The following is a 17,446-nucleotide window of genomic DNA, read 5'->3' on the forward strand; positions in this document are numbered from 1 at the left end:
AGTAAATTTAGGATAGAATTGTCTTGGGACATCATTAAAACCTCGCTTTGATTGATTTTTGGACACTTTAATCTTAGCACTTGAGGGACAATGATGTCCTTTTTTAGTATTTTGAGAAAAAAATAGTGCTGATGATTTTACTCATCAACACTAAAAAGTGTACACCCAAAAAAATAAGCCGCAGAAAATTTTCTGCAGCTCATTTAAATACTAATTAAATTAGAATTCAGCGGAAGTATAAACCTCTGAAACGTCATCTTCATCTTCTAGATGATCGATCAGGCGTTGAATTTTTTCGATCTTGTCTTCTGGAACTTCAACTGTTGTCTTAGGAACCATTGTCAGTTCAGCGTTAGCAAGTTCATATTTCTTTTGCAAAGTATCACGTACTTCTGGGAAAGTCTTAGGATCTGTATAAATCTCAAAAACTTCATCTGAAGTTTGCAAGTCATCTGCCCCAGCTTCGATCACATCTTCAAACATCTGGTCTTCATCGACGTCTAAGTCTTCACGTACGATAGCAATATAACCCTTACGATCGAACATGAAACTAACTGAGCCGGTTTCACCCAGACTGCCGCCGTTATGATTAAAATCGGCACGAACAGCTGAAGCGGTCCGGTTACGATTATCTGTCAAAGTGTGGACTAAGATCGCTACGCCAGCAGGACCATAGCCTTCATAAGTGATTTCTTCGTAGTCGGCACCATTTGCACCAGATGCTTTATCAAGGGCACGTTTAATGTTGTCTTTAGGCATGTTGGCGCTGCGAGCTTTATCCATCATTAGGCGCAATTGTGGATTCGAGTCTGGGTCAGGACCGCCACTCTTTGCAGCCATATAAAGTTCTCGTGATATTTTCTGGAAAATTTTCCCACGTTTTGCATCCTGAGCGTTTTTACGGCCCTGAATGTTATGCCATTTTGAATGTCCTGACATTTCATATACCTCTTTCCGAAAGTTTCTTTTAGCATGGTTAGCCATAATAAATAGTACCAAATCATGGTTGGTAACGCAAATTTTTCCGCGAACAAAAACACTGAACTAGAATAGCTGCCTATTCAAAGCCCAGTGCTGATTTAAAGTTTATTTGCTAGAACCGCGTTTAATAAAGCCGTATGGCAGGTCGATCGTCTTTTGCGTAGATTCTTCTTTATTCATCATCTTAGTCAAGAAGCGCATGGAAACCGCACCGATATCATACAGCGGCTGAGTGATCGATGAGAGCTGCGGACGCACAATTTCTGTCAGTTTAGAATTATTGCTGGTAACAACTTCAAATTCTTCTGGGATCTTGACTCCTGCATCACGGGCTCCGTTCAAAACACCAGCAGCCAATTCATCATCAGCAACAAAAGCTGCTGTTGCTTGGGCTGAAGCTAAGGCTGGCCATAAAACTTCACCTGAGCGGTAGCGATAATCAGTTTCGAAGACCAAGTTCGGGTCAAATTCGATCCCGTTTTCAGCCAAAACGTCTTTATATCCCTTCAAACGATACTCACCGTTGATCGGGTCTGACAAAGGACCAGAAACAAAAGCGATCCGCTGGTTGCCATGATTGATCAAATTCGTCACTGCACTTGCAACGGCTTTAACGTAATCAATATGGACACTTTCAACTTCGCCCTTTTGGTCAACTGAACCAGCCAAAACGATCGGTGTTTTTGCACGTTTAAACTGAGCACGCAATTCATCGGTCAAGTTATGACCCATGAAAATGATACCGTCAACTTGCTTAGCTAAAAGAGTATTGAGTACTTGGATCTCTTTTTGATGGTTGCCGTCAGAATTAGCCAAGATGATGTTGTATTTATACATCGTAGCAACATCATCGATCCCACGAGCCAAAGATGAAAAATAAACATTGGTAACATCGGGGATGATCACACCAACAGTGGTGGTTTTCTTGCTAGCTAACCCTTGCGCAACAGCGTTTGGACGGTAATCCAAACGATCGATCACTTCTAAAACTTTCTTACGAGTTGCAGGTTTAACATTAGGATTGCCGTTAACTACACGGGAAACGGTTGCCATTGAAACTCCGGCTTCTTTAGCAACTGTAGAAATCGTAACAGCTTTTTCTTCTCTAGATTCCATATAATAATTACCCTTTCTAATTTCTTCATTAATATTCTTTTCATTTCACTTTCAAGTCACAACATCAAATATAGCAGACTTTCTAAGCAAATGCAAGCGTTTCAAGGGAAAATAGCAATGTATTTTCATAAAATTTTCAAACTCCTTTTCAAGATGAAAATAGTCATTGTGTTATAATGTGAAGGTAAATCTTATCAAGGGAGCGATTCTATGTCACATATTAATTCAGTTCAGAAGTGGCTGGCTGACAACAATTACGATGTTGCCTATATCAGTGACTTCATGAACATTCAATACTTCACTGGTTTCTCCAGCGACCCGATCGAACGGATCCTTGCCTTATTTATTTTCCCAGACAAGGACCCCTTCATTTTTGCACCCGCTCTTGAAGTGGAAGCAGTCAAAGAAACTGGTTGGAAATACCCTGTCTTCGGTTACTTAGATCATCAAGATCCCTTTGCCCTGATCCATGATCACATCACTGACTTGGCAGGAACACCAAAAAATTGGGCCATCGAAAAGAACAATTTGACTGTGGAGAAGTATGCAGCGATCAAAGCACAATTTGCAGACAGTGAATTCACAGGAAATTTAACTCCATTTATCGAGCAGCTGAAACTATTTAAGACTCCAGAAGAAATTAAAGAGCTTGAGATCGCCGGCAAATGGGCTGATCGTGCCTTTGAAATCGGCTTTAACGCTTTAGCTCAAGGCAAGACCGAACAAGACATTGTTGCGGAGATCGAATACCAGCTGAAGCGCGAAGGGATCATGCATATGAGCTTTGATACCTTGATCCAAAGCGGTGCCAACGCAGCTGAAGCTCATGGTGCTCCGCGAAAAGTTGAACTTTTCCCAAACGAACTCTGCTTGTTTGACCTCGGTGTCGTTTACAATGGCTATATCTCAGATGCTACTAGGACCGTGGCCTTCGGTGGTGTAAATGAACATGCCAAGGAAGTTTATGATGTCTGCCTTGACGCTCAGCTGACGGCGCAAGCTGCTGCCAAGCCTGGCATCACTGCGGCAGAACTTGACAAGATCGCACGGGATATTATTTCCAAAGCTGGCTATGGAGAATACTTTAATCATCGCTTAGGACATGGGATCGGCCAAAGTGAACATGAATTTCCTTCGATCATGGAAGGTAATGATCTTGTCTTACAGCCTGGTATGTGTTTCTCAATTGAACCTGGGATCTATATTCCGGGTGACGTTGGTGTCCGGATCGAAGATTGCGTTCATATCACAGAAAATGGGGCTGAACCTTTCACCCACACTACCAAGCAGCTCCAAACATTCCCACTTTGATCAGAACTTGATCACATCAAGCTTCAATGGTTCGTCCATTGGAGCTTTTTTTATTTTCAAAATAAAAAAACCGCCGTTAGAGTACGGCAGTTTTAGGCAGTTAGACCCTTCTTCTTAATTGCTAAGCGGGTAGAATTTTTCAGTTGGGCGTTCATCATCGGTCTGAACATTACTAATTACTTTACTGAAAGCAGAACGATGATCGATCACAATGTCATCTTGCATTTTTTCAGGCTCATCCGTTAAATTATCACGGGCAGAAGTAAGCTGCTGTTTCAGCTTACTGGTCGAGTCTTTCAAAGTTGAAAGTGCTGTCTCTGCTTTAGGACCAGCAACTGCTGCAGCTTTTTCTTCCAAGGCTGCGGCCTTATCGCGCCCGTTAGCAAGTTTATCATCGATTTTAACTGCTAATTGATCGCGTTGCTCAGCACTCAGCCTTTTCCAATATAGGTAACCGGCGGCTACAGCAGAAAAACCGATGCTAAATCCGAGCAGGAAATTTTTATTCATAATTAAATTTCCTCCTTTGAACTTTTCCCCTTCTTCTTGCTGAAGATCTTTTTACCTAAAGCAGCAAGTGAAGACAACTTGGAAACATTGCCTACCATGCGCGTGGAATTAGCAACTTTTTGAGCCGCTCCTTTTCCAGCATGGTTTAAATCTGAAACACTTTCGCTCAAATCAGCGATCGCTGTGAACAAAGGATCGATCGTTTTAACTTTACCATTCACGTCAGCCAGCAAATCATTGACTTTTTCCAAGAGATCATTGACTTGATCCAAAGTGGAATGTGCATCATTGGTTAAAGTATTAACGGTCTGGTTGACCTCCTTTAAGGTCGTAACTAACTTAATCAAAACTAAGCAGAGATAGATCACCAGAATTAAAAAGGCTACAGCGGCGACAAAGCCCGCAATTTGTCCAAAAGTTATCTCCATGTTGATTTCCTCCTAAATTACAAGATGAGCAACGGTTTTTGGCTCCAGTCATTGATCAAAACAAGCTGTGCCGCATAAAACTGCTTAAGTTGCCGTTACTTTCTTTTATAATTCTTATTGTTTCAAGAATATCATTACGAGAATAAAACTTCAAACAAAATCTTTTCTTGCCTCCAAAACCCACACGGCTACAATTTGAAAAGAATTTGGCGAAGTATTTAAAAACCAGCGTTTTTTTTGTTATCATTACAGTACAGAACTTAAATAAGGAAGTGGACCATTTGACAACTGCTGACCATTATTTGTCTCTTGCGGTGTCTAAAAGTAATTTTTTTAGCCTCGACGTGGTCAAACATTACTTTAATAATTTTGATTGGGATGGGACGATCAGTTCGATCCTGCAAACGATCGGCTCGCTGCTGCTGGTATCTATCCTTTTTTTGCTTGTCTACCTGATCGGCAAAAAACTGATCAAACGAACTTTTAACAGCAAAAAGGAAAATAAAGCCAGCCGCTTTTCTGAAAATCGTAAGGCAACTATCTATACTCTTTCATTAAATATTTTCCATTATGCGGTGCTTTTCTTTTACCTCTATGCGATTCTTTCAATCTTAGGAGTTCCGGTCGGTACCTTGATCACCGGTGCCGGGATCATGAGTGTAGCCCTAGGCTTAGGTGCTCAAGGCTTCGTCACCGACATTGTGACTGGCTTTTTCATCTTACTAGAAGAACAATTTTCAGTGGGCGAGTATGTCAAACTGGGCGAAGTCAGGGGCACGATCCATGCGATCGGGTTGAGAACGACCCAAATCCTTGGCGATGATGGTGCTTTACATTTTATTCCCAACCGCAGTATCACTGTCGTCAGCAATTTTTCCCGGAATGATATGCGTGCCTTGATCGACATTCGGATCGATCCAAACAAAGATATCCAAGAGATGGAACGTATTATTTCTGAAGTCAACGAAAAGCTGGTCCCAGAATATGACGAAATTACCCAATCGCCTCAAGTCTTGGGGACCGTCGATACTGGAGATGGCAACTTAGTATTAAGAGTGACTATTTATACTAAAAACGGTGCTCAAGCATCGATTCAAAGGGATTTTCTTTCTGCCTATCTGGCAGCACTGACTAACGCAGGCTTCAAGATCCCGACCTCACCAGTCAACTTATCTAATAGCAAGTAATAGCAGTAACAACTTAATTAGATTCAAAGTTTTTCAGTACAGGAGTTTAGCAATTTCACTTTTTTTCAAAAAAACCGACCAGAAATTTTCTGGCCGGCTTTTTAGTTTCTAACGTTCTGTCATTAACTCACACCAAGGCGGAAGCATTTTTTCAGTCCTGCTTGCCTGAATGACTGACCTGGCGTGCCTTCTCCTGCAAATATGCTGCAAAAACGCCTACTCCAGCCATAATTGCTGAGGTATCGGGTACCATCCGATCTGAATGCAGCGAATAAGGTGAATCCACACCCAACCAGCACATCGTGCCAGGAATTTTAGAGAGCATGAAACCAAAATCTTCACCCGTCATTGCTGGCGGCATTTCTTGATAGTCATAATCAGAATTCTTAACAAAGTCAATAAATTCCGGGGTAGTGCGAGGATCGTTCACAACCGGCAAATACCCTCCTTGATGCAAGTCGAGCTCCAGGTCACAGTTAAACGTCGCCGCAGTTCCTTCAGCGATCCTACGCACCTCATTTTGGATCTTTAAATTGACATCTTGGGTCAGCGCACGGATAGTCCCGTCGATCTGACATTCACCGGCGATCACATTGCCAGTAGTACCAGCATTAAAATGACCTAGGGTAACTACTCCAGACTTAATTGGGTCAATCCGTCGGCTAACGATCGTCTGGATCGAAGACACAAAATTAGCCCCGCAGACTACCATATCGTTAGCATCGTGAGGAAAAGCAGCATGCCCGCTCTTACCCCTAAACTTGGCGTGGATCTCACAGGTCCCGGCAAATAAAGTCCCTTCCCGGCAGCCGATCGTCCCAGCCGGCAAAGTTGGATCAACATGTAAAGCATAGATCTCATCAGGTTGCCACTTACCCAGAACGCCGCTCTCAAAAAGCTGTTTGCCGCCGCTGGCATTTTCCTCTGCAGGTTGAAAAATAAATGTCACAGAGACTGGCGGCCGGCTTTCAGCCAGACGACTCAAGACACCTAGCGCAACACTCATATGAATATCATGTCCGCAGGCGTGCATTCTGCCAGGATGCTGGGAAGAAAAAACTAAGCCTGTTTTTTCTGCGACAGGCAAGCCGTCAATATCTGTCCGATAACCGATCGTATAAGTTGGATTTGCCCCAGTTAAATGGACTAAGATCCCAGTCTTCCAAGTTTTAATTTCAAGATGATCTTGCGGCAGATGTTGAATGATCTCCAACAATTTTGCTTGGGTCTCATATTCTTCCATCCCGATCTCGGGAATTTGATGCAGTTGCTGATAAATATCTTGCAATTCAGTCTTCGCTAAAGCCATCCATTTCCCCTCTTCTTTCACGTCAAATACATTAGTGATGTTAAATGAGCTTATAGTTTGCGCAAATCATCAACAAGCTCGATCTTAGAACCTTTGACTTCACTGACATCCTTAACCTTGCGCGCCGGAGTTCCCATCACAACAGTGCCAGGCTCCACATCTTTGGTTACTACTGAACCGGCACCAACAACAGCGCCCTTTCCGACTGTCACACCTTCAAGCACTACCGCGTTGGCACCAATCAGAACGTCGTCTTCGATCGTGACTGGTTTGGCAGATGCCGGTTCTACGACACCGGCTAAGACCGTGCCGGCACCAATATGACAGTTCTTACCGACCAAAGCACGACCGCCTAAAATAGCACCCATGTCGATCATTGAACCAGCACCGATCTCGGCCCCAATGTTAATGACTGCTCCCATCATTACCACAGCCTGATCACCGATCTCGACTTGGTCACGAATAACAGCGCCAGGCTCGATCCGTGCATTATAACTGCGAACATCGGCTAGGGGGACACCTGTATTACGGCCATCTATCTCCACGTGCTGGTCTGTAATTGCTGGAGTCTGCTTTAAAAATTGTTCGATGACAGTCCAATCACCAAACAAAACCCCGGCTTTTGCACCAGTGTACGCTTCAATTCCACTTGGAAAGCTTAGATCCTGTAAATCACCTTTAATATATACTTTGACAGGAGTTTTTTTCTTTGCGTTAGCAATTGTTGCAATAATTTCTTTGGCATCTAATTGTGTCATTTAAATTCCTCCAGTAATTTTTTGTGAGCCTTGCGGTCCAGATCTATCAGCTTGAGTCTTCCAGGAAGTCGAAACTACTAAAAAAGACAAATACCCTTCAAGGGATATCTGCCCGTAATTTTTCCCGTGAGCACTGACGAGTATCTGTCAAATAATATACCGCCATTCTCCAGTCAGGACAATCATTAATCTTTTTGTATTTAAACTATGCTTGGGATCCTTCTTTTTCTGCCGGTATGATCTCATATTCATTGCCGATCTCATGTGCCATATGATTGACACTTTTAAGCAATTCACGCCGTGTAATGATCCCAGTAAAAATTCCATTTTCATCAGTCACAACAACAAAGTTGTCATCAACTAGGACATGTAGAATATCCTCTAATTCAAAAGGGGGCTGAACAGTCGGCACGTTTGTTTCCATAATGTCTTTGACCTTAACACGATTCAGCTTGCTAGGATCGATCCCATTTAAGCCCAGCATTGTTTCAGTGATCATCGATAATGACAACAACCCCCGAAAGTGTTGTTTGCTATCCAAGACCGGGATCTTAGCGTAACGGATCTTAGTCAAAACCATAAAAGCATGTTCAAGATTGTTATCTTCTAAAACATTTGCAACTAATTCAGCGGGGATCATAAACTGATCTTTACGCTCTTCCATCAGATGTTCAACAGCTTTCGCTATCATCCAAATTACCTCCTTGCAGAATTTATCTGCCACTTATAATTTTATGCACATTGGAGGAAATTACAACCAAAAATACCAGCTCTTTGCTATTTCTTCAAAACTAGGTCAGTTGTTTAGACCTGCGTAACCGCACAAAAAAACTCCGGTCCGCACAACTGCAAAACCGAAGTTTAATTAGCACGCCTATTACAAGCGAGCGTTTAATTCTTTAGTCAATTCTTCGTAGCCGGGACGGCCCAACAAAGCGAACATGTTCTTCTTGTAGGCTTCAACACCTGGCTGGTTGAATGGGTTGATTCCATTCAGATAACCAGAGATCGCAACAGCGATTTCGAAGAAGTAGATCAAGTAGCCTAAGGTAAACTCAGTCTGATCAGGAATATTAACGATCATATTAGGAACATTGCCATCGGTATGGGCCAAGACAACACCCTGCATTGCCTTGCCGTTGACAAAGTTCATCGACTTGTTGCTCAAGTATTCCAGACCGTCCAAGTTTTCTTCGTCTGCTGGGATCGTTGTATCACCTTGTGGGTCAGCAACTTTAATGACAGTTTCCATCAGATTGCGACGGCCTTCTTGGATATATTGTCCCAAAGAGTGCAAATCAGTTGAGAAGTTAGCAGAAGAAGGATAAATTCCTTTTTCATCCTTACCCTCTGATTCGCCCATCAGTTGTTTCCACCATTCAGAGAAATACTGCAATGATGGTTCATAGTTTTCAAGGATCTCAGTGGTGTAGCCCTTGCGGTATAAAATGTTACGCAAAGCTGCATACTGATATGCTTCATTTTTCTCAAGATCGGCATCAGAATAGTCAGAGCGTGCAGCGGCAGCTCCTTCCATCAACTTATCGATATCAGCGCCGGAAACAGCAATCGGCAATAAACCAACTGGTGTCAAGACGGAGAAACGGCCACCGACATTATCAGGGATCACGAAAGTTTCATAACCAGCAGCATCTGCTTCAGTCTTCAAAGCACCGCGTGCACGGTCTGTTGTTGCATATATTCTTTCATTAGCACCTTGTGTGCCGTATTTCTTAACTAATTTTTCCTTAAAGACCCGGAAAGCAATCGAAGGCTCGGTCGTTGTTCCAGATTTAGAAATCACATTCACAGAAAAATCACGGTCGCCGATAAATTCAACTAATTGTTGCAAATATGAACCTGAGATCGAGTTGCCAGCAAAGAAAATCTGCGGAGCATTGCGCTGTTCAGGAGCAAGCATGTTGAAAAACGAATTGTGCAAGAATTCAATGGCAGCACGAGCACCCAAGTATGAGCCGCCGATCCCGATCACAACCAAAACTTCAGAATCTGACTGGATCTTTTGTGCTGCTTGCTTGATACGCTCAAATTCTGCCTTATCAAAGTCAGCCGGTAAATTCAAGAAACCGGTAAAGTCGTTGCCGACCCCTGTTCCTTCACGTAATTCACTGTCAGCAGCCTTGACTAATGCCTGCATTTCACCTAATTCATTAGCGTGAACAAATTTTTCTAAATTAGAACTATCAAATGAAATATGAGCCATGTTAAACTCTCCTTACTTTATATTGATTACTTGTTTATTATACAACATTCGCAGGGATTTAACAGCAAAAAAACTGACAAATTAAGATTTTTGCTTGTATTTACTTACAAAAACGATCCAACCTATTTTTTGGTCTTAACTCCGCTTTTTACCGCCGATGAACTGGTGCTGCTTGAGGTCTTACCCTCCTTGGCTTGTTTATCCAAGTTAGTTTTAATTTTCTTATCAGCGCTAGAGACGTTTGCTTCATTCTGATCTGTATCATCAAGTTCGGGCGCATCCGAATCATAATCTTCGATCGTAGAGTGTTTGCCATTTTGCGACCAGATACTGGTGGAACGCTGCTTGAGTTTCTTTTCAGTTTGCAGCAGCTGATAATAGTCATTTTGATAATCATAATTCTTAGGATCAACGGGAGTAAATCCATTTGGCACATAGAAGCGCAGCAAGTTTTTATTGTTCAAAGCATCTGACAGGCTCAGTTCTCGCGTCACCTTTTGTCCGCTTTGGTCCAGTTCTTTTTTGACTGCTGCACTCGGATGGGTAATTACATTGCCGGATCCATTTTCATAAATCGTATTGCCGGTCACCGTATATTTAGGTGTAATGTAATTATCATTGCGGAAAGCCACCGTCTGATCATGATCTGGCGAGAACAAGTCCGTCCCAAATTGGAGATATTTTTGACTGTTAATGCCTAACAAGTGCAATAAAGTCGGCAAAACGTCGATCTCACCGCCATATTGCTTCTGGACTCCGCCATCAGTTTTTCCTGGAATATGCAGCATAAACGGCACCCGTTGCAGCTGTGTATTATCATAATCACTCCAAGTCGAAGAGGACTTGCCTAATAATTTGGCTAACTTTAAGTTACGAGTATCTGAGATCCCATAATGATCACCATACAACATGATGACAGAATTATCGTAGAGACCAGATTTTTTTAGATAATCGAAAAACTCCTTCACAGCTTGATCGAGGTAATGTGCGGTCACAAAATAGTTGTCGATCGACTTATCCCCCGTACTGGCCGGTTGAAAATCAGTATTCTTCTTATCTAAGTTATATGGAAAATGATTGGAAACCGTAATGAACTTGGCATAAAAAGGCTGTTGCAAATGTTCTAAATATTTGACTGAGTCATGAAAAAGCAGTTTGTCTTTCAGTCCGTATTCACTTAGATTGTTGGCATCTTGATTAAAGTAGCTCGCATCGAAGAAATTTTGATAGCCTAAGTTTGGATAAACTGAATTTCGATTCCAAAAAGACCCATTGTTTCCATGAAAAACTGCGGAAGAATAGCCAGCTTCCTGGTTTAAAATCGCAGGAGCACCTTGAAAGGTGTTTTCTGATCCCAACGCAGAAAAGAGTGAGCCTTGCGGTAATCCATAAGTACTTGTTTCCAGCATATTTTCTGCATCAGAGGTCTTCCCCTGACCAACCTGATTGAAGAAGTTGGCAAAGCTGTACATGTCCTTACTATTGTAAAGACTGTTCAAAAAAGGTGTCACTTCTTTGCCGTCTAACTTATAGTTGATCAAAAACTGCTGAAAACTTTCTAAATGGATAATGATCACATTTTTATTTTTAGCGACGCCAAACATTTGCGGGTCAGGTTTAGCATAATGCTCCGAAGTAAAGTTGAGAATATTATTCAGGTCAACTCCGCCCGCCCTGCTGCGCGCCTGGTTGTTTTTGGCAGTCTTTAACCCGTCGTAGACTGTAAAAGTATCGATCCCCAAGTATTTAACTAAGTAATTACGATCAAAAGTCCGTGTCAAAAGCTGCGGCCGATCGATCTCGCCTAAAACAAGATTGAACATCAATAAAAAAAGCGACAGGGACGTAACTGCAGCAGCAGTTCTCTTTTTAAGGGGCCGCGGGTCGAGGCGAATAAAACGAGTTGCCAACCCGAGCAAAATCAGCACGATATCGGCCACCATTATGATGTCTTGTGGTTTAAGCAAGGCAAAAGAACTGCCGCTCAGCCCCTGTGAGACTTTGGAGTAGCCGAACATGACGTTGATCGTCATAAAATCGGTAAACTCTCGGTAGTAGATCACGTTAAAGAAAAGTAAAGCGGTGTTCGCAACGAAAATCAAGAACATCATGATATAAGAAGGCAAGGTCCGTTTGACAAACAGCCCTAAACTGATGAGCAAAACAGTTGTCGCTAACGGATTGACCAGCAAGAGCAGATACTGATACAGTCCCTTGACTCCTAAGTTAAAATCGATCAGATAGACCAGAACCGTCTTGATCCAAAAAAAACCAACCAATAAGGCCAAAAAACCGATCCGCGTGTTAATAAAATTCTTTATTTTTTGTAAATTCAAATCAGCCGAAATCCTTTCCCAGACTCTAATACTTATTTAGTCTATACATTTTTAAAGCGCGCGTCAATTTGGAAACAATTTTATTAAATAAAGCTTAATTGGTCATTTAGCTCGCACCTGCTAGTACTATTGTGTCCTAAAAAAAGAGCCCCGAAGCAAGCTTCGAGGCTCTTGCGATAATGGAGATGGCGGGGATCGAACCCGCGTCCAAGCATATCGCCGCTTAGATATCTACGTTCATATTCATGCTATTTAAATCTCACCGTCAGTCACGCCGCATGTCAGGGCAAAGCACTAACAGCCAGCCTGATGATCTCTTGCTTTTATTCCAGGCGGAAACAAAAACCGTAGCCTACTGATTATAAGACCCGGAAGATCGGTACATAGGCGATACCGGCCGGATCTACGTTAAAGCTGACTAGGCAGCTAAAGCGTAAGAGTTATTGTTATTTTTTGCAGTTATATTTTAACTGAGCGTTTTATGGTAGACGCAACCTACCAAACGCAATCTAAGCTCGACCTATACCTGTCGAATCCAAAACATCCCCAGATACAATGTCATTATAGCATGGATCAAGCCAAAAAACAAAATCCCAAACTACCAGCTGCCTGGGTTCCAGACCCGCCCATCGAGTTCGCCCTGCGCTTGTTGCAGACGCTGGTCTTGCTTAACGATCAATTTTCTTAGCTGCTGAAAAAAAGCCCGCTGCTCATAGTCTGGAGCATGCAAGGCCAGCTGTTCACACTGTTCAAGTAGCCAGCGGCTTTCTTCATTCATTGATCTCCCTCCTCCACATCTTTGATCATTTGTATTTCTTCTTTTAACTCTGCCAAGCGCTCACTGCGTTCATCGATCAGGTCAGCCAGCTGAAGCAAGAGTTGTTGAGCAGCCGGATCATTCTCAAGCCGACTCAATTTTTTCAGCCGCTCCACTGACCACTCTTCTTGCTGTCGAAAAGAAAAATCAGCAGGCAATTCAAGGTACTGACAGTAATCGATCAGCAGCTGTTGGTGTTGTTCTTCAGTCTGATAAGCGAATTGAGCCACTATAAAAGCAGGTAATTCCTTTAAACCTAAGTTCAGGGCTAAAGCAGAAAATGGCCGCAGTATTTCACTTAAGGAGAAATGCTGCGCTTTACCAGCGGCAAATTCTGCTGCAGGACGTCCCGTAGTTACGACTAAGCCTAGTTCTTTGCCCCGCAGCTTTTCACGGTACGGAGTCACCAGACAGTCGGCTAGCCACTGATGCAACAGAGCTGGCGCACTATACCAGTACAAGGGAAACTGAAAAATGATCCGGTCACAAGCTAAGACGTCTTGCATTTCCTGGTTCGCATGAAAGGTTCCAGTCTGATCAAGGACCAATTCACGCCTGGAAACATTTTGTGTTGATTTAACTGCCTCTTTTAAAAATTGTTGTGTTCCTGAATCTTTGACTTCTGGATGAGCAACTAAAACTAGTGTCTTCACTTCATTTCTCCTCACATCTGATCCATTGTTTCATTCAGTAATTTATCGACCAAAATATTACCGGCATTGCGCGCATGCCCCTTAGTCCACTGGAAATCCAGCTTGCTGAAGTATGGCAGCAAATTGGTCATTTCCTGCCACAACTCCTGGTTAGCAACCGGTTTGCCGCCGGCAGTGACCCAGCCTCTTTTTTTCCAGCCAGTCAGCCAATTTTTCGTGATCGCGTCCAAAACATATTTAGAATCTAGGATCGCCAAGATCTCTTCATCCTGCCATCCTTGTCGGCCCAAAAATTTTAAGGCCTTGACTAACGCCATGACCTCCATTCGGTTGTTGGTACTGCCATACTCACCGCCGCTAGCAGTGTATTTTTTTCCATCTTTGACCACACAAAAGGCCCAAGCTGCTGGATCATTTTTTTTAACATGCTGGCCTTTTTTATTCCCATGATTGCGAGAACCGCCGTCAGTCCAAAATTGAATCCCAGCTGTTTTTGTTAGGGGAACTTTTTTTCGCTTTGACTGTGTGTGACTTAGCTTTTCTTGACCAGCATTTGCCAGCCAATCATCAGCTTCGGCTTTATTTGTAAAACTTTTAAATTTTGCTCCAGGATAACCCTTAACTTGCTTTTCACACTCAGCCCAACTGGAAAACATTCCTTTCTTTCTTCCTTTTAAAACGGCATAGTATTTCGCAGCAATAATTTCCATCTCCACTTCGGCTATTACTTTAACCAATTTATTTTAAACTATCTTTCATTTTTAGCAAAGAAAAACCGTCCGCAAGACATTGCCTCGGCGAACGGTTCAATATTGAAAATTTACTTATCTCCCACTTCGATCCGTAGATCGTGGATCACCCGTTCCAACTGAGTTAAGGGCTCTGAGAGAGTTAGATAATATAGACTTTGTAATCCATTCTTCCGAAAAGAAACTAAACCTGCTTCACGCAAAATTTTGAGATGGTGGGAAACCGCGGGTTGGGTGATCGACATCTGTTCAGTGATGTCTGTTACAGTCAGCCCGTCGTTCAAATTATGGCACAGTAAAACGATGATCTTCTGTCGATTCCTGTCAGCTAATGCATTTACTACTTCAAAATCATCAACAAAGTTTTCAATTGCCGAACTTTGTGCGGACGATAAACGAACAGCTTGCATACTTTACACTCCCCTTTCCTGGAAGATCCATACTCTATATATAGAATAGCATGAATGGAAAGCATAAGCAAGCGTTTACATTACCCGTATATTTGACTTTATATAGTCAAATATATAAATATATGGAAAGGAACATTAACAAGCTGCCAAGCATGACTGCTAAGTGCCAATAAACATGCGTATATTTTAAGCCTTTAATACTATACAATAAGGCCCCAAAGGTAAAAGCCAAACCACCGACAAACAGCAGCAGCATTCCACTCATGCCTAAACCAGCGAAGAGCTGCTTGATCCCCAGCAGACAAGTCCAACCCATGAGCACATAAATTAACGTTTCTACATTCTGCTTCCTTGCAGGTGCCAGCAGGTGATAAAGTATCCCAAAAATGGTAGTCAGCCAAATCAAGGTCAAGATCACCCAGCCGAACTTACCACCGATCACTAAGAGGCAATAAGGAGTATATGTTCCTGCAATTAGGAGATAAATCCCACAGTGGTCAAAGATTTGAAAGACTCGGCGTGCTTTTGTAAAGTAAAAGCAATGAAATAAAGTCGAGCATAAGTACAGACCCAATAAAGAGATCCCATAAACTAAATATGCGGTCAAAGTTATCCCCTGAGAAGCGGCCGTGCCTTTGAGCGTCAAAAGGACCAAAGCCAAGATACTGAGGGCGATCCCTACACCGTGCGTGATCGCGCTCCAAACTTCATTTAAAATTAAACTCTTTTTATGCATTACATCAGCTCCTTATTCAAAGCCCAGTATAGCACAAATAGATAGTTTTACAACAACATCTAGACTTTAAATCTAGTTATAATGTGTTAAGATATCATTAAGCAGCAAGTGAACATCATCAGCAAGGAGAACATGCAATGGAATCCAAAACTAATTTATCCTTACCCTACTGGAACGACTTTCCTGATATTGACCTCTACATGGATCAGTTGATCAACCTCGTCAATCGCTATTTAAAGGGATTTTTGCCGAATCCGCTGACACCGTCAATGGTGAACAGTTATGTCAAAAAAGGGTTGTTGCAGCGGCCGGAAAAAAAGAAATATCAGCGGCAGCACTTGGCTGAATTAATGATCATCTCTCTCTTCAAATCAGTTTACTCTTTGGAACTAGTGAAACAAGTGGTCCAATTAGTTTTTGAACAGGCTAAACCCCAGAATGATTACGACAATTTTGCCATACTTTTCAACCAGGAACTCAACCTGGTCATTAATCAAAATAACACAGCTGTAAGCCGCAACGAATCCAAAGCACCAGTGCTGCATCAGATTGAAGGTTACACGATCCGGGCTGCCATTTACCAAATGCTGGGGCAACGTGCGATCAAAGCGGAAATGTCTGCCGCCTTAGAGGATAAATAACCTTGTTTCTCAGTCAAATATCACAAAAGTCCAACAACCAAGCCTTGTAGTTGACAAGGAGTTGTTGGACTTTTTATTGCTGTTTTAAAATTACCTAGATCATACTGCATTTCATCTCTTGTTTGGACAGACTAATTAGCCGCAACGTAATCTGCCAATTCTTTCAAATAGATATCCTTCTTTTCTTGGCTAATCCAAGAGGTTTCAAAGGAATTCTTGGCTAATTGAACGACCTGTTCTTTCGTTAAAGCAAACTGGTCGGCTAACTGGTAGTAATTATCCCCAATATAACCGCCAAAGTATGCCGGATCGTCAGAGTGGAGCGAAACTTTCACGTCTTGGGCTAAAAGCTCCAAAATTTCTTTACCCTTCATCTCAGGAGAAACAAAGCCATTTGATAACGGACAAGAAGTTAAGCCAATTTGATTTTTGGCTGCAAATTGCACCAAATCAGGATCTTCAACGATATTAGTCCCGTGATCGAGCCGCTCAACTCCCATGATCTCTAAAGCCTGCCGAATATGTTCGATCGAATCTTTTTGATCGATATCGCAGTGGGCTGTCAGATGCAAACCCTCAGCCGCCGCGTCTTCGTACTGGCGTGCAAACTTCAGCGGTGGATTGTTGTGTTCATCTGAGTCAAGACCGATCCCGATAAATTTATCTTTATATGGTAATGCCTCAAGCAGCGTTTTTCTCGCGGATTCCTTCGAAAAATCACGTAAAAAGCACATGATCAAGGCGGCATCAACATTCAGTGCCCGCGCGTCTACTACAGCCCGATATAAGCCATTGATCACTGTTTCAAATGCGATCCCGCGACTTGTATGTGCTTGAGGATCAAAAAATATTTCAACGTGACGCACATTATTGGCCGCTGCTCGTTTTAAATATGCAAAAGCGAGTTCATAAAAATCTTCTTCTTTCTGCAACACATTCATGGCTGGATAATATACCGCCAAAAAAGAAGCTAAGTCATCATAATCGTATGTTTTTTGAACTTCCTCGATCGTGGACTGGCCGATATCAATATGATTCCGTTGGGCTAACTTTAACTTCAATTCCGGCTCTAAAGTGCCCTCGATATGTAAGTGTAGTTCGGCTTTAGGTAAATTAGCGGTAAATTCTTTAGTAACTTCTGTAGACAAGCTGATCCCTCCTGGTTTGCTTATTGTTCACTCTTCTATACCCAAAATTCTACCATGTTTATGATTTAAGTCAATGATTAAACACGAATAATTTTGTTGATTTATCAAATATTGTATGTAATAATCCATAAT

The 17,446-nt window shown here is 42.3% G+C and carries 18 protein-coding genes and 1 other RNA gene; 3 read left to right on the forward strand and 16 right to left on the reverse strand.

All coding sequences use genetic code 11. From position 1 onward, the window contains the following. Positions 1 to 219: 219 nt before the first annotated feature. Both LFYK43_RS07830 and ccpA read right to left on the reverse strand, forming a co-directional pair. Positions 220 to 939 carry a YebC/PmpR family DNA-binding transcriptional regulator gene (locus LFYK43_RS07830; protein ID WP_124977119.1) on the reverse strand — a complete coding sequence of 240 codons (720 nt, stop codon included), beginning with the start codon at positions 937 to 939 and terminating at the stop codon, positions 220 to 222. 147 nt (positions 940 to 1,086) lie between these two features. Continuing rightward, positions 1,087 to 2,097, reverse strand: coding sequence for a catabolite control protein A (ccpA, locus tag LFYK43_RS07835; protein WP_124977121.1), 1,011 nt, complete (start codon positions 2,095 to 2,097; stop codon positions 1,087 to 1,089). 210 nt (positions 2,098 to 2,307) lie between these two features. Here ccpA and LFYK43_RS07840 point away from each other — a divergent pair, with 210 nt between their 5' ends. After that, the gene (locus tag LFYK43_RS07840) at positions 2,308 to 3,408 is read left to right on the forward strand and encodes a M24 family metallopeptidase (RefSeq protein WP_124977123.1); all 1,101 of its coding nucleotides are present in this window, start codon (positions 2,308 to 2,310) and stop codon (positions 3,406 to 3,408) included. 114 nt (positions 3,409 to 3,522) lie between these two features. Here LFYK43_RS07840 and LFYK43_RS07845 read toward each other — a convergent pair whose 3' ends face one another. Both LFYK43_RS07845 and LFYK43_RS07850 read right to left on the reverse strand, forming a co-directional pair. Further along, entirely contained in the window at positions 3,523 to 3,918 is a 396-nt protein-coding gene (locus tag LFYK43_RS07845) for a hypothetical protein (protein ID WP_124977125.1), read from the reverse strand. 2 nt (positions 3,919 to 3,920) lie between these two features. Continuing rightward, the gene (locus LFYK43_RS07850; protein ID WP_124977127.1) at positions 3,921 to 4,346 is read right to left on the reverse strand and encodes a DUF948 domain-containing protein; all 426 of its coding nucleotides are present in this window, start codon (positions 4,344 to 4,346) and stop codon (positions 3,921 to 3,923) included. A gap of 314 nt (positions 4,347 to 4,660) precedes the next feature. On the opposite strand from LFYK43_RS07850, the gene LFYK43_RS07855 reads away from it, so the two are divergent. Continuing rightward, positions 4,661 to 5,533 (forward strand): mechanosensitive ion channel family protein, encoded by an 873-nt coding sequence (locus tag LFYK43_RS07855; protein WP_229717998.1) that lies wholly within the window; start codon positions 4,661 to 4,663, stop codon positions 5,531 to 5,533. A 151-nt stretch (positions 5,534 to 5,684) separates the two neighbouring features. On the opposite strand, the gene LFYK43_RS07860 is transcribed toward LFYK43_RS07855, so the two are convergent. The 11 genes from LFYK43_RS07860 to trhA all read right to left on the reverse strand — a co-directional run bounded on the left by LFYK43_RS07860 (position 5,685) and on the right by trhA (position 15,525). Further along, on the reverse strand, positions 5,685 to 6,842 hold the full coding sequence (locus LFYK43_RS07860; RefSeq protein ID WP_124977131.1) for an N-acetyldiaminopimelate deacetylase: 1,158 nt from the start codon (positions 6,840 to 6,842) through the stop codon (positions 5,685 to 5,687). 50 nt (positions 6,843 to 6,892) lie between these two features. Then, complete coding sequence (gene dapD / locus LFYK43_RS07865; RefSeq protein ID WP_124977133.1) at positions 6,893 to 7,600, reverse strand: 2,3,4,5-tetrahydropyridine-2,6-dicarboxylate N-acetyltransferase; 708 nt, start codon at positions 7,598 to 7,600, stop codon at positions 6,893 to 6,895. Positions 7,601 to 7,805: 205 nt separating this feature from the next. After that, positions 7,806 to 8,291 (reverse strand): cyclic-di-AMP-binding protein CbpB, encoded by a 486-nt coding sequence (gene cbpB / locus LFYK43_RS07870; protein WP_124977135.1) that lies wholly within the window; start codon positions 8,289 to 8,291, stop codon positions 7,806 to 7,808. 186 nt (positions 8,292 to 8,477) lie between these two features. Then, the gene (locus tag LFYK43_RS07875) at positions 8,478 to 9,824 is read right to left on the reverse strand and encodes a glucose-6-phosphate isomerase (protein WP_124977137.1); all 1,347 of its coding nucleotides are present in this window, start codon (positions 9,822 to 9,824) and stop codon (positions 8,478 to 8,480) included. Between the two features lie 122 nt (positions 9,825 to 9,946). Then, positions 9,947 to 12,160 carry an LTA synthase family protein gene (locus LFYK43_RS07880; protein WP_124977139.1) on the reverse strand — a complete coding sequence of 738 codons (2,214 nt, stop codon included), beginning with the start codon at positions 12,158 to 12,160 and terminating at the stop codon, positions 9,947 to 9,949. 177 nt (positions 12,161 to 12,337) lie between these two features. Next, positions 12,338 to 12,708, reverse strand: a transfer-messenger RNA (tmRNA) gene (gene ssrA, locus LFYK43_RS07885). A 50-nt stretch (positions 12,709 to 12,758) separates the two neighbouring features. After that, positions 12,759 to 12,938: a hypothetical protein gene (locus LFYK43_RS07890; protein WP_124977141.1), complete on the reverse strand. Its 180-nt coding sequence runs from the start codon at positions 12,936 to 12,938 to the stop codon at positions 12,759 to 12,761. Beyond that, complete coding sequence (locus LFYK43_RS07895; protein ID WP_124977143.1) at positions 12,935 to 13,630, reverse strand: NAD(P)H-dependent oxidoreductase; 696 nt, start codon at positions 13,628 to 13,630, stop codon at positions 12,935 to 12,937. The genes LFYK43_RS07890 and LFYK43_RS07895 overlap by 4 nt, the downstream gene beginning before the upstream one ends. Before the next feature lie 11 nt (positions 13,631 to 13,641). Beyond that, positions 13,642 to 14,331: a ribonuclease H family protein gene (locus LFYK43_RS07900; RefSeq protein WP_174713982.1), complete on the reverse strand. Its 690-nt coding sequence runs from the start codon at positions 14,329 to 14,331 to the stop codon at positions 13,642 to 13,644. A 119-nt stretch (positions 14,332 to 14,450) separates the two neighbouring features. Beyond that, on the reverse strand, positions 14,451 to 14,789 hold the full coding sequence (locus tag LFYK43_RS07905) for an ArsR/SmtB family transcription factor (RefSeq protein WP_124977146.1): 339 nt from the start codon (positions 14,787 to 14,789) through the stop codon (positions 14,451 to 14,453). Positions 14,790 to 14,895: 106 nt separating this feature from the next. Then, on the reverse strand, positions 14,896 to 15,525 hold the full coding sequence (gene trhA, locus LFYK43_RS07910) for a PAQR family membrane homeostasis protein TrhA (RefSeq protein WP_124977153.1): 630 nt from the start codon (positions 15,523 to 15,525) through the stop codon (positions 14,896 to 14,898). 137 nt (positions 15,526 to 15,662) lie between these two features. On the opposite strand from trhA, the gene LFYK43_RS07915 reads away from it, so the two are divergent. Further along, positions 15,663 to 16,166, forward strand: coding sequence for a DUF1836 domain-containing protein (locus tag LFYK43_RS07915; RefSeq protein ID WP_124977155.1), 504 nt, complete (start codon positions 15,663 to 15,665; stop codon positions 16,164 to 16,166). A 131-nt stretch (positions 16,167 to 16,297) separates the two neighbouring features. On the opposite strand, the gene add is transcribed toward LFYK43_RS07915, so the two are convergent. After that, complete coding sequence (gene add / locus LFYK43_RS07920; protein ID WP_124977157.1) at positions 16,298 to 17,314, reverse strand: adenosine deaminase; 1,017 nt, start codon at positions 17,312 to 17,314, stop codon at positions 16,298 to 16,300. Positions 17,315 to 17,446: the final 132 nt, after the last annotated feature.

Source organism: Ligilactobacillus salitolerans (genome assembly GCF_003864415.1).
GTDB lineage: Bacteria > Bacillota > Bacilli > Lactobacillales > Lactobacillaceae > Ligilactobacillus > Ligilactobacillus salitolerans.